This is a genomic window from Litorivivens lipolytica (assembly GCF_014191715.1).
In the GTDB taxonomy this organism is placed as follows: Bacteria; Pseudomonadota; Gammaproteobacteria; order Pseudomonadales; family Spongiibacteraceae; genus Litorivivens; species Litorivivens lipolytica.
Map to the genome: position 1 here is coordinate 1,604,383 of NZ_JACHWY010000001.1, position 12,819 is coordinate 1,617,201.

The 12,819-nt window shown below is 52.9% G+C and carries 10 protein-coding genes; all 10 read right to left on the bottom strand.

Annotation, left to right across the window (positions count from 1 at the left end):
* Nucleotides 1-37 precede the first annotated feature (37 nt).
* Complete coding sequence (locus FHR99_RS07390) at nt 38-1,693, bottom strand: HAD family hydrolase (RefSeq protein WP_183409864.1); 1,656 nt, start codon at nt 1,691-1,693, stop codon at nt 38-40.
* Between the two features lie 28 nt (nt 1,694-1,721).
* Complete coding sequence (locus tag FHR99_RS07395) at nt 1,722-3,977, bottom strand: TonB-dependent receptor (protein WP_183409865.1); 2,256 nt, start codon at nt 3,975-3,977, stop codon at nt 1,722-1,724.
* Between the two features lie 76 nt (nt 3,978-4,053).
* Entirely contained in the window at nt 4,054-5,499 is a 1,446-nt protein-coding gene (locus FHR99_RS07400; protein ID WP_183409866.1) for a parallel beta-helix domain-containing protein, read from the bottom strand.
* Nucleotides 5,496-6,692: a cytochrome-c peroxidase gene (locus tag FHR99_RS07405; RefSeq protein WP_183409867.1), complete on the bottom strand. Its 1,197-nt coding sequence runs from the start codon at nt 6,690-6,692 to the stop codon at nt 5,496-5,498. The genes FHR99_RS07400 and FHR99_RS07405 overlap by 4 nt, the downstream gene beginning before the upstream one ends.
* A gap of 9 nt (nt 6,693-6,701) precedes the next feature.
* Nucleotides 6,702-7,394 carry a c-type cytochrome gene (locus FHR99_RS07410; protein ID WP_183409868.1) on the bottom strand — a complete coding sequence of 231 codons (693 nt, stop codon included), beginning with the start codon at nt 7,392-7,394 and terminating at the stop codon, nt 6,702-6,704.
* A gap of 111 nt (nt 7,395-7,505) precedes the next feature.
* Nucleotides 7,506-8,399, bottom strand: a complete 894-nt coding sequence (locus FHR99_RS07415; protein WP_183409869.1) for an HDOD domain-containing protein — start codon at nt 8,397-8,399, stop codon at nt 7,506-7,508.
* Between the two features lie 134 nt (nt 8,400-8,533).
* Entirely contained in the window at nt 8,534-8,956 is a 423-nt protein-coding gene (locus FHR99_RS07420) for a c-type cytochrome (protein WP_343067441.1), read from the bottom strand.
* A 120-nt stretch (nt 8,957-9,076) separates the two neighbouring features.
* Nucleotides 9,077-9,856 carry a hypothetical protein gene (locus FHR99_RS07425; RefSeq protein ID WP_183409870.1) on the bottom strand — a complete coding sequence of 260 codons (780 nt, stop codon included), beginning with the start codon at nt 9,854-9,856 and terminating at the stop codon, nt 9,077-9,079.
* Nucleotides 9,856-12,027, bottom strand: a complete 2,172-nt coding sequence (locus tag FHR99_RS07430) for a fimbria/pilus outer membrane usher protein (protein ID WP_183409871.1) — start codon at nt 12,025-12,027, stop codon at nt 9,856-9,858. The genes FHR99_RS07425 and FHR99_RS07430 overlap by 1 nt, the downstream gene beginning before the upstream one ends.
* Nucleotides 12,028-12,153: 126 nt before the next feature.
* The gene (locus FHR99_RS07435) at nt 12,154-12,816 is read right to left on the bottom strand and encodes a fimbrial biogenesis chaperone (RefSeq protein WP_183409872.1); all 663 of its coding nucleotides are present in this window, start codon (nt 12,814-12,816) and stop codon (nt 12,154-12,156) included.
* Nucleotides 12,817-12,819: the final 3 nt, after the last annotated feature.

Here is a 12,819-nt window from a genome sequence, read left to right on the forward strand (position 1 = left end):
CGCTTCTCCAGCCTTACTCCCCCAAAGCGGCGATCGTTTATTCGCCGCCCCGGTGACGCTCACAGGCCAGGGTCAATGCCCAGAACTCGGAGAAATCGTTAACCACCACATCCGGCTTATGGGGATGGGCCTTGGTGCCGGGGAAGATTTTGTGTAGCCAGGGCAGATCCCACAGGGCACCATTGAAGAATACCGCAGTCATGCCCGCCCGCTTGGCCGCAACAATATCGGTGGTGCTGTCGCCCACATACCAGGCCTTGCGATCCGCCTTTGCGCCAACCTTTTCTGCGGCCAGCAGCAATTGATCGGGATGAGGTTTGCGCAGAGGGGTATCGTCACCGCAGACATCGGTATCGAACAATTCCGCCCAGCCCGTGCCTTCCACCGCCGCCAGCTCGTGTTCGAAAAACTCCCGGTCACGATTAGTAATCACCCCGATCTTCAAGGGTAATTTGCGCAGCCCTTCCAGCATGGCGCGCACCTTCGGCTCGAAGGGCTCTACCTCGCCGTAGTGGTTGCGGTAATGAGCATTAAAGGCTTTATGCGCGATTCGCTTGGCTTCTTCATCTTTGCCAAACAGCACTTCAAAGATATCCGTGCGTGAGATCTTGCGGTCGGCGCGCACTTTAGGGTGGAGGCGATTAAAACTCTGTACATACTCCACCAGTTTGGCGTCTTCCGGGGAGCGACTGTCTTCCGGGCGTACCAAGCGCTCCAACAGACCGAGACTGGCCAACTCAGGCAGCATATCGTCGACCGCGTGATACATGGCGTCGAGCGTATCCACCAGCGTGGCGTGCCAGTCGAACAGGATGACATCGGGTGTATGCAGTTTAGCGACCGCCGGGTTCCAATCCGGTTCAATGCGCGGTGGCGGCGGCTGAGGCGCCGGGAACGCTGGCGGTCGTACAGCCTTGATCAGTGAAGCATCCAGCGGCTCAAGGATATCGAACAGCTCATCAAAGCTCGCGATCACTGCACGGGGCTTGTAGCCGCTGAAAGCCAGTCGCAGGGCGGGCACTTCCCAAAAACCACCGTTGTAAAATACGCCTTGCACACCGGCATTCTTGGCGGACTGCATATCCACCATACTGTCGGCCACATACCAGACCTGCTCGCCATTCGCCTCTTGAGCATCGGCCATCGCGCGCTGTAGCATTTCCGGGTCGGGTTTGTAAGCGCTGACATCATCAGCACAGACCGTCGTATCAAATAGCGACTGCCAACGCCCACCATCCACCGTTGCCAGCTCATATTCCAGAAACTCGCGGCTGCGATTGGTCGCCACACCCAGGCGAATGCCGGCGGTACGCAGGGCTGTCAGGTATTCAAAAATACCTTCCTGAAAGGGTTTGACCTTGCCAAAGTGATCGCGATAACAGTGATTGTAGGCATCGTGAGCAATGCGTTTGGCTTCTTTGTTGTCGCCAAAAATGGCGTTGAAGATTTCCGTGCGCGACACTCTTCGCTCTGCGAGAATGCGCGGGTGCAAACGCCGGAATATACGGATATAGCGCACCAGCCGGGCATCCGCCTCGGTGGCACACTCTGCCTCGGGCAGCAGAGCTTTAACCAGCCCCAGCTCCTCCAGCAACGGCAGCATATCGGCCATGGCGCTGAACATGGCATCACTGGTATCCACCAGTGTGCCGTGCCAGTCAAATAGAATCAGTCGCGGGATTTCACTGCTCATATTCCAAGCATAGCGTGAAAGCGACGGATTAATAGACCCACTTCACATCCACACCGTAGGTCGTCGGGTCCTGTACACCCACGTGGTAAGTACCCAACAGATCACCGGTGAGCCCACCCGGCTGGGAAATACCCTTGTCATCCAGCAGATTCCGCCCCCACAGCGCGACTTCTACCCGGGTATTTACCGGCACAAACAGAATACGCGCGTTCAGCAGCTTGGAATCGTCACCGTAACCGGGCACCTGGAAAAAGCGGTCCTGATGATCTTCGTCTTCCGGCTGGGTATTGTCTTTAAACACGTAGTCCATATGGAACAGAATTGAGCCGAACGACAACTCAGGCGACCAATCGAGGGTCAGAGTGTAATCCTGAGGCGCAGTGGTATTGACCTGCTGCGCCCCCTGAAATTGCGCCTGAGAATCGAAATGAGCTTCTCGCTCGGAGTCCTGCTCACGGTAGGTGTAGATTAAACCTGCGCGCAGCTGATCGCTGATCAGCCAGTCAACCGTAATCTCTGTGCCGGTATATTCTTCGTCTGTGTTAATGACCGTCGGCACCGCCGCACCGGAACCCGGCTCTTGGGATTCAATGGATTCCTGACGCCCTTCAATTTCCATATAGAACAGCGCGACCTGAGTGCGCACATGGCGATCAAAGAAGTCACCTTTAATACCCAGCTCAATATTGGTCACTTCTTCCGGCTCCAGCGGTACCTTGCCGGTATTAGGATTGAGAGAATCAAAGCCGCCAGACTTGTAACCCGTCGAGTAGGAAAGGTAGGTCATGGCCGACTCAGTGATCTGATAGTTGACCACCGCGCGCCCGGTGACCTTGCTCCACTCATCCTCGGCGGATTCCGGTTCGTTATTCTCGGTGTTGAAGATCAGGTTTTCACCAATCGCCTGAGCAATAACGAAATCCGACAGCGGGGCGTGCCAGGTAAAGGCCTTTTCATCCTTGGAGTAACGCAGGCCGAAAATCAGATTCCACTGGTCGTTGAGGGTAAAGTCTGCATCACCGTAAAAACCATAGTTTTTGAAGTTGCCGGTGTTGATCATGCTCTCCTGACCGTAGGTGCCTTCATAGGCAGGACCCGCCAGTGTATTGATCAAGGTAGGCGGAATACCGACTTGGGCCGATGCCAACGAAGCGGCAGCGGCCGTACTGAAGCGCAAGTCGGTCCGCTGAAAGGTATCCTCTTCGCTGTAGTTCAGGCCAAACACCAGATCGAGATATTCACCGGTAAAGTTGAACTGCAGCTCGTTGTAAAAAATATCCGAGTCTTCGATGTTGTTGGTATCAACGTAGACGTCGTAGTCCGAGGTTCCATCTTCGTCCTGCAGATTAAAGGTCTCAAACTGGCGATAACTGGTGATGAATTTACCCGCCCACTGCTCGTTAATATCGAACAGGGCCTTGGCGGTCCATGCATCCATGCCACGACTTTCGCGCCCCTCAATTACATCGGTATTCAGTTTACGTTCTTGAGGATCGGGAAAGTTCGTGCGGTCATTAAGTACCCCGAGTACTGCTTTCGGGCCGTTATCAACCTTGTCGTAGTCATAGGCCAGTTGCAGCGTCAACCAGTCTAGGGCATCCCAGCGGGCGGCCAGTCGAGCTGCCTGATTATCCTGTTCACGAGGGTCATTGGGTGACGGACCAAAGTTCTCAACCACCGCATCGCGCTGATTGGTCAAGGCATTAACGCGCAGCGCCAAACCACCCAGCGCCATATTGCCCATGGCTTCGTAGCGCTGCAGGTTATAGTTACCGATTCGCGCACTGAGCAGCGCCTCGGTTTCCTCACTCGGCGCGTTGGGAATCATATTCACCACGCCGGCTGCGGCGTTGCGACCAAACAAGGTTCCCTGTGGCCCTTTCAATACTTCGATCTGCTGCATATCAGAAAAGGCGACAGTAGTTGCCGCTTTCGGCAAATAGACTTCATCGTAAAAGGTCGCCACCGATGGGTCGCCACCGGTACTGATATTGGAGCCCTCTACCCCCCGCACGATCAGCTGAGACTGGGTTATCCCGCCGCCGTGAACGTCATCACCCACCTGAAAACCGGGGATGTAATCCTGCATATCCTCGAGAATCAGGGCGCCGGTGTTTTCCACATCGGTTGAGGTAAAAGTATCGACCGTGACCGGCACCGTCTGCGCGTTTTGTTCACGCTTTTGGGCCGTAACCACGACCTCTTCCAGTGAAAGGTCTTTAGCGACGGTGGGTATGGCGGTGGCGAGAAGCAGAAAGGCAATGCTGCCCGAGTGTTTATTCATTATGAGTTCTCCAGCAACGGGCATCCCTTACCCGACCCTCTCCCCCAGGGAGAGGGTAAGTCCCTTCACGCGTCGATCATTTGGACATTTTTTCACACTTGGCCACCTGCCCCTGATTCGCCGCAACGGCTTCAAGGTTTTTAGGTGACAGACACAGCATATATTCAGCCACTTTCAAACGCAGCTCTTCTGACAGATGCCCCTGTGACGGCATGGGCGGAAAATCCGGACGCTTCTTCACCGGGTTGGCGAGATAGTCGGCGATACCCTGTGGGTTGTCGTAGTACTGCGCCTGAATTGCCATGGCCGGCGGACCGATCATGCGCAGGTTGTAGGCGTGACAGCCGGCACAAATGCCCTTGTACAAACGCGCCACGCGATCGGCGTCAGTTTCAATCTCACGTGGTGCTGCATCTGCCGGTAACAGGTAGGTGGTTACATCGGCAGTGGTTGTGAGTTCGCACTTGCTCCACTTGCCAATACCGAAGGAGGTATAGCGCTCCGCATTCAGAATGCAGTTATCCGGCTCCTGAGCGCTGCCGATGTTGGCGAGAATATCCGGCCCGGTGGTTTTGAACTTGGTCAGCATGGCCGCTTTCACTTCGGCTACCGGATCAAAACCGTTATTGAACATCAGGTTGTCCAGCACTTTGATGTTGTCGGGGTTCGGTTCGCTTTCCTTGTCGCTTGCCACATCGGTTACAAAGGCCAAGTCAGTAATAACGATACCCGCTGTCTGGTTGCCGGTGATGATATTACCTTCGATTTTCACATCGTCCGCCGCCATCACAACAATACCAACCCCGACCGGCACTTTAGACACGATAGAGCCCGGCGCACCGAAATTGGGGGTGTTGTTGTTCACCACAAAGTTGTCGCGAACAATGATGTCGTAAGCCGTTTTAATCGGCAGACCGGGGGTGATAAATACCAGAATGCCAGCAGTGTTGTTGTGGGCGTAGTTGTTCTCCACCAGCGCGTGACGGGTATTTTCAATTTCGATACCCGCAACGCTGTCGAAAACTTCGTTGTGTTTTACATCGACGTTGTCGCACATGCCCACGTAAATCGCGGCATCTTCAATGCCGCTCAGCACGTTGTATTCGATCAAGCCGTTTTTACCGTACTGGGGGAAGATGCCGTACACCCCGGTATCCACAACCCAGTTGTTGCGGATCACGTAGTTGTTACCGGACTGCCCCATGATCGCGTTGCCTTTGTAGTGCACGATCTTGAGCCATTCGACGGTAAAGTTATTTCCCGAGTAAAGGATGGCGTCATTCAGTTTGTGGTCGCCTTCCATCACCGGCCACTCGCCTTCCACAACGACACCGCGCAGGGTGATGTTGTCCTTGTCGACATACACGCTCTCGCGGTAAGTGCCGGGGTGAATCAGAATCACATCGCCGCTGACAGCTTCATTAACGGCAGCCTGAATGGAATCGCCGTCTTTGACGATAATGTCTTTCGCCATAGCAGGCAGGCACAGCAGCAGGCTGAGCAGGAGTGTTATTTTCTTCATGGGGTGTCTCCCATTGCGACAGGGGTAGTAGTTATTTCGGAATGATTAAGCGCGTCGACCACCGACAGACCGGAGGGTACACGCTCAGGAATAACCGGCATAAAGCTCTGGTCGGTCAGCGTCAGTAGAAAATCCACCAGCCGATCCAGTTCGGCATCCGTGAGTTTGGGCTCCCAGATATGCCAGTGAATACTCAGGTGTTCACCTTCAGGCACGGCATGGCCGCGGCCCTTGGTGTAAAACTCAACGGTTTCGCGCAAGGTTTTGAAGCGGCCGGAGTGCATGTAGGGTGCGGTCAGTTCAATGTTGCGCAGGGTTGGTACTTTAAAGCCACCGCGCAATGAACGATCACCAGTCGGACCCTCGGCGCCGATATCCAACGGTCGTCCGGTCGGCTCAGGTGTACCCAGCACCGCCAATTCCCGATTGGTAAACAGCGGCGGCGTATGACATTCACCACAGCGCGCCACGAAGGAACGGAAAATATTCATCCCCTCGATTTCATTTTGATTCAGAACATCATGAAAACCGTGGGCATAAAGATCGTAACGACTATTCAGAGAAATCAGCGAGGACTCAAAAGCCGCCAACGCAATATACACCGTATCCAGCGTCAATCCCCGTTCCGGAAAAGCCTGTTTAAAGAGCTTCACGTAGGTCGGGTTGGCCGACAGGCTGGCCATCAATTGTTCAGGGGTATTGCCCATTTCATGCTCGGCGTAGAGCGGCCCCAACATCTGCTCTTCAAGCGACTTGGCTCGACCATCCCAGAACAAGGTGTCGAGAAAGCCCACATTCCACAGGCTCGGTGCCGAACGCTCGGCAATCTGACCATGAATACCGCGACTCAAGGCGCGACCATCCGTAAAGCCCTTGTCGGGTTGGTGGCAACTGGCACAGGACACAGAACCATCGCCACTCAGCACGGGATCAAAAAAGAGCAAGCGCCCAAGATCAATCTCTGCGGGTTTAAAACCATCGCGGGGTTCTGGCAGGCCGACTTTCAGGCCGCCCATGCCCGCATCCTGAAGGGAGGGGTATTCACTGTAGAGCGAACTGAATTTACAGCTCTCGCCCTCTAGGACGAATCCCGGCGGACAGACCTCACTTAATTGCCAGTCATCTTGTGGGTCTTCCGCCCAGACCGCCGGTGCTATCAGGCTAAAAACGGCAAGCCAACGCAAACACTTCATCGAGGGAACTTACTCGGCCAGAGACTGGATATAGCTAACGACGTTGTGAACGTCTTCCTCGGTGGGCAGCGCCGGTGCCATCATCACCATCTGCCGCCCGTATTTGTCATCGGCGCCGCGAATGCCTTTGCGGAACAACTCAAATTGTCGCGCCAGATACCAGTCGTCTACACCCGCCAGCGCCGGTGAATCCAGCAACTCGTTGCCTTCCGCATTGGGGCCGTGACAGGAGCCACAGACCATGGAATAAAAGTCAGCCCCCTTTTTCACGTTGCCATCAAGGGTCGCTTCAGGCGCGCGATCTGGCAGGGAATCGACATAGGCAACCAGTGAATCCACAGCAGCCTCGTCGGCAATCGTTGTGGCAATGGCCGCCATTTGCTGGCCATAGACATCGTCGGGATGCGTGCCGCGTCGGCCTTCCTTAAAAGCCATCAGCTGGCGTTTAACGTACCAGGGGCTCTGGTTGACCAGAGAGGGCGCATTCATAGCCTTATTGCCGCCGCCTTTAGCACCGTGACACGCCTGGCAGGCGACATACAGCTGCTTGCCGTCGTTCACATCGCCGGAGGCCAAAACATTCTGGGCCTGTTCGGCTGCAGCCTGACTGTCGACACTCACGGCGGGTTCATCACTGCAGGCCGCGACCAGTACCAAGGCGGCAACCACACTACCTTTAAGCAGCAAGCGATTGATTATCATTATATTTTCCTGACTTTATTAGGATCGGTAATCGTTACAACATTCTAGCGCAGAAACCACTGCAAGTGCACAGCGCCAACATGACAACCGCTTTTTGGGTAAGGGGTGAGACTAAACCAGCGCCTGACGCATCTCTTCCACTTCAGCGCGCGCCTCTTTCAAAAAAGCCAGGCCTTCCTCCGGCTCCATTTCCCCGAGATCCAGCTTATGAAAAGCCGGCATTTTGGACAGGCAAGGTAAAGGCCCACCGCCGGATTGCCCTATATAGGTATGGTAGCGAGCAATCAGGATCAGGTCGGCGAGATCGGGTTCTGGCTTTTTGTCCCTTAGCCATGCCTCGCGCTCAAGGCCCACATTGACCAACTCGGTATCGAACTTCCACGCGTTGAGAATAAGCGCACTGATCTTGCCGGTGAAATCTCGGAGCAGCTGCTTTAAGGCAAGGGGATCGGCAATCAGATCCGGGTAGTTTTCGAGCTGAGCCATAATAGGCAAGGCACCGATATCCTGAATCAAGCCAGCAAGTAGTGCTCTGTCAGGCGCGAAATTGCAACGCCCAGCCATCACGTGGGCGACAGAAGCGGTATACACGCTGCGCTGCCAGATAGTCCTCAGCTGCGCCTTCACAGAGGGATTACGCATAAAAAACAGAGTGCGAATGGCGTAGCTCGACGCGTAATCGCGAGTATTCGGTACACCAAGGCGACTAATCGCCTGCAACAGCGTCGATGCCGGCTTCGCTCTCTGGTAGTGGGCGCTGTTGGAAATCTTGATCAGATAGGCGCTAAGACCCGGGTCCTGCTGTATTACCTTTACCAAGTCGGGCACACCCAGATCGCGCTCGGCCGCGACCGAACGCACTTCCAGGGCAATATCGGGCAGGCTGGGCAACTCAATGGTCCCATCCTTCAAAGCGGCGCTGATCCGTCCCAGCAATTCGGATTTGGCAGCCTGGCTTCGCTGACTGGCGCCCGGAGGCGGCATATCCGTATTCATAGCATCCATAACTACAGCGATAATAGCCCACTGTCCAGCCGCAAGCGGCCGACTGCAATACGCAAATGCCGAAGCCGGGAAAAATTCCTGGACAAAAAAATGCCGCGACAAGCGCGGCATTTTGGAGACGAGAAGGTTAGCGACTACTTACTATTTTCAAGAATGTAATCAACGGTCGCCTCAATCTCTTCGTCAGAACAGCTCATGCAGGTACCTTTTGGCGGCATGCCATTGATGCCGTTGATGGCATTGGCGTATACCGTTTCGAGCCCTTTACCAAGGCGGTCTTCCCAGGCAGCAACATCACCCAGCTTGGGAGCGCCCGCTGCGCCGGTAGTGTGGCAGGCCATGCAGGAGGTGTTGTAGATCTCTTCGGCAGATTTACCGCTACCGCTACCCGCGGCAGAAGCGGAACCACAGCTGCTGTCGCCTTCCATACACACCTGGCCGGCCGGCTTGATCCGCTCTTCCATCTCGGCGCGCTGTTGATCCGTCATGGCGAAGGCGGATACTGCCAAGCCCAAGACCACAAGGGACACCAACTTTTTTACAATACTTTCAATCACTTGGACTTCCTCACGCACTTCTGTCCGATGCGTAAATGCAGGACGCTGAATTTGGGCTGCGCATTATAACGGCTACAACGCACACAGGCCACTCCGGCGGCCCACAGAGATGCGATCCCTCTAATTAATTTCATAGATTATAAGACGAGCGTTCGCGGGCAAACCGGTTACAACACCAGCACCGTCAGGCGCCCTCTTTGAATCGTCTATTGCATGCAGCCGCGCCAATACGGGCACCACTTGCACACCTCCATTACTTTCAAACACCGTTTCGGATAAAAGCGCCCCCCCACTCATGAGAGTCACTCTAGCCGGAGTCACATGTAACTCGTCGACCAATTGAACATCTACTCGAGATTGAGGGTGATAAGCCGCATTGAAACTAGTCTTTACCGTATCGGCCAGTTCGACAAGTACAACCTTAAATTGGCTCGGTGATTCGCAAACCACTACTAACTCCAAGTAATCCTCATAGGGAGCTGTTGAGTAACCAACGTTTTCACCAGTAAATTCGATCTGCACTTCGCCACCATGCTCAAACTCACAACTCGATGAGCGAAGCATGGACGGTAGCTGGCGTTGTAAAAAGGGCGGCAGAGCGTCAACGACCTCGTCGATAGAACTCCCTCTTGCAAGCATCTCTCGTATGGCTTCGGCAACGCTCTCCAGCTCAATTACTTGATCGGGATCTCCATGCAAAAGTACATCAATAGTCTCACGAGTCGCTTCATCTAACGTACACTGCGCATCTAGACTAGGCTCTGCGTTCTCGCCAAAACATCGCTCCTCAATAGACTCAGAAAAATGGTCTTTGAAGGGCATCAGTCTGTCTAGCAAGGCTCCACCTAGCGAGTACCCAGACGCCACCGTTAAAAAGAACAAAATAAGATATCTGGACATCAGTGCTCCCGGAATAACTCGCTGATTCTATAAAGGCGGCCTGTGTCACGATCGAATTCATATATAGGCAACTCTTCTAAAACAAGAGGCAGCACCAAATCGTAAGATTTACCGCCAACTTCCAGCGTATTCTTTTCATTCGGGTGATACTTGGTGACGTAAGCACCGAAGTCGTTATGCACAAATGGCACACCATTAACAAAGATATCGTTAACGCCATTATTCAAAATATGAATTATAAGAGGAGACTGCATAACGGGCATATCGACATTGACATAATTACCCTTCGCAACCCGAACAGGAGCAGCACCTTTAGCTAGAACATCGCTTCGATTCAACGAATCCCGATCGATTCTTACCTTTACTTCAGCAAAGGGAGGAACTGGAACCGAAGCAACTCCATCGGCGCCTGACTTGTCCGAATAACCCACCCCTTTAACAACTACATCGCGCTGCTGAGTAACTGCAGTGGCATATGATTGAGAAACTGGACGAGAGGTTAAAAATGCGTCATGTCGACTAATGACAAAACCCGTTGTTAGCCGCGCACTCGTTCGCTCAAGGCTATTCACATCGCTATAGCTCGCTCTGGCGCTCACTTTCGCCCCCTGATAGGCTAATCCAGCGCGACTATCCACCGTGGAAGTGCGGTCGTATTCTTGGGCGGCGGCAAGCTGATACCCAAGGCTATTGTCTCCCACAGGAACGCTTCCTGTGATATCCGCACCTGCTGAACGATTATTTTTTTCCCAGCCGTGAGACGCACGCACTCTTGGCTTGTACCGACCCTGCGGTCGATAGCCAATGGTAAATGTAGCCAAATAGTCGTCTGTTTCCAGATATTCCGCCGCAGCCTCTACATACCAGTTGTTTAGACTGTAGCCCGCGCCAACTGATCCGCCAGTAAAGCCAGCTATATCGAATGCAGAAACATTACCGTAAATTCGCCCAGCGCCCATGGCAAGTGAGATAGTCTTGCCGCGTCCATTTAACGCAGCTCGACGAAAACGAGGAAAGCGATCCGCTTCAAAGTACTCCGCGTTCACCTCGCCCCATCGCTGCAGCCCACCCCAACTCAAATTATACTGGGCTGTAAACGAATTTCCTTCTTCACGTCTGTCTCGATTTGCAGCCCATGCACCCTGCAAATTCAAAAGACTTTTTCCAAATGACAGAATAACCTCAGTCGACGCCTGCTCAAACTCGCCATTACCCTGATAACTTAAGATTTGCGTCCAATTATTGGTGACACCGACACTACCCCAGGCTAAGCCGTAATCGCCGCGATACTCGTTCTCACCCTCACGAATTGCACCGTAACCTATATCAAAATCAAACACGCCGGGCGCCAGATTACGAGTAACATCGAATAATGACTGCCGTATTACTCGCCTATTACCAATCGAGTCAGTGAGAACCAAAGTCAGCTCATCGCCATGACTATAGAAACCACTTTCAAACTCAAGCCGCCCCTCTTGGTATTCTTGCTGCTTTACACGCTGACCATCAATAAAAAGCTCTAAAGTTCCCGGCAATCTCGCATCTGTCGCATACTTAAAAAACGGCCGGTAGTTATAGTCTGGATCGACATTAAACGATCTGCGTATCCTGAAGCCTCCCAGCTGGACGGCCGCACCAAAGCCATCCGTCGCTGTCGTCACATCTCCGATTTGAAGATTTACAAGTGATTCATCAAAAAATTTTTCGTAAAAGGACTGCCCTCGGATCGTCTCCGCGTCTTTAAAGTGGATGACCGAAGAATAAATATTCCCAGTGCGACCCATTGATAAGCCAAAGTCGGCATCAATCGCATACTGCTCTTCATCAGTACGCTCTTCGTACCTACCCAGAAGATCAAACTGCGCAGCAAACCCTCCCCCATAAGCCAGCGGCATAGATTGCTGACTAGCGATGGTGGACACCACTCGCTGCGCAGGTTGATACTGAGGAAATATCTCTATTTGTGCTTTTGTCGTAGCCTCATCGAACCGGGCGTTAGCAACCAACTCCAGAGGTATACAGGGATTACAGCCATGAACATTTTCACTAAAACGCAACACTGCTTTCGTATCAACCAGCCCATTGAATTCTGTAACAGGGAAATACAGCTTGCCGTCAGGCCCCTCCACTAAAAGGATGTCGCGACGATTGCCACTGGAGAAATCGGCCAAGTATGCACGCAGGTGGTTTTGAGCATCATTTGATAATGAGGTAGCCGAAAGTACTAGCGAGGCATTTATAGATATTAAAAATGCCAACGAACACCTGATAATTAACGTCTTAAACATATATATCCGCTACCGCTCTGGATCAACCCAGCCACTTCGGCGCAACTTAATAGCTGCGACTTCGTAAAGCGTTGCGACGGAAGCCAAATGAAAAATTTCGCCAGGCACTATGAACTTACCTACCGTTTCTGACCTCCCACTTCGATAGCGAATCTGTTCAATGTGATCGCCTCGAGTACCACTATTCGAAAGCCAAACCTTTTTATCCTTGAGACTCAGGGTGATATTTGGCTTCGAATCAGGCGCGATTATATTCAATGGGAATGCCTGCCCAACCCGAGGGGCGACCCCGCTAGATTTGGGATTGCTTCGATCTTGCTTCAAACTAGCTTCAGAAACTGAATGCACGCGAATGTAGTAATACTTAGAAACAGCACTACCGCCCCGCCACAAAACACTAACTTGCTGAGACGTTTTTGGCTCGAGACGAAAAGTCTTGGGATAAATCACAACGAACCCGTCACGAGAGTTCTCATAAACATTTGCACGAGGCGCAATGTCTATCGACACCACAACTGGCTCTTCCCCACCATTCTTTATAGGAAACCTCGACTGCGTTTGCGGAATCAAAATAGTGAGAGCTTGACCTGGAACACCTATTTGAGCCTGTGACGAGCCACAGCCAGCAAACAAAAATAGAGCTAAAAATAGGTATTTAAAGAGACCATTCATGAG

Bases quoted from the DNA above. Each gene is read 5' to 3' on its own strand.
- FHR99_RS07435 (WP_183409872.1), bottom strand. From the start codon at position 12,816: ATGAATGGTCTCTTTAAATACCTATTTTTAGCTCTATTTTTGTTTGCT.
- FHR99_RS07410 (WP_183409868.1), bottom strand. From the start codon at position 7,394: ATGATAATCAATCGCTTGCTGCTTAAAGGTAGTGTGGTTGCCGCCTTG.
- FHR99_RS07400 (WP_183409866.1), bottom strand. From the start codon at position 5,499: ATGAAGAAAATAACACTCCTGCTCAGCCTGCTGCTGTGCCTGCCTGCT.
- FHR99_RS07405 (WP_183409867.1), bottom strand. From the start codon at position 6,692: ATGAAGTGTTTGCGTTGGCTTGCCGTTTTTAGCCTGATAGCACCGGCG.
- FHR99_RS07390 (WP_183409864.1), bottom strand. From the start codon at position 1,693: ATGAGCAGTGAAATCCCGCGACTGATTCTATTTGACTGGCACGGCACA.
- FHR99_RS07415 (WP_183409869.1), bottom strand. From the start codon at position 8,399: ATGGATGCTATGAATACGGATATGCCGCCTCCGGGCGCCAGTCAGCGA.
- FHR99_RS07395 (WP_183409865.1), bottom strand. From the start codon at position 3,977: ATGAATAAACACTCGGGCAGCATTGCCTTTCTGCTTCTCGCCACCGCC.
- FHR99_RS07425 (WP_183409870.1), bottom strand. From the start codon at position 9,856: ATGTCCAGATATCTTATTTTGTTCTTTTTAACGGTGGCGTCTGGGTAC.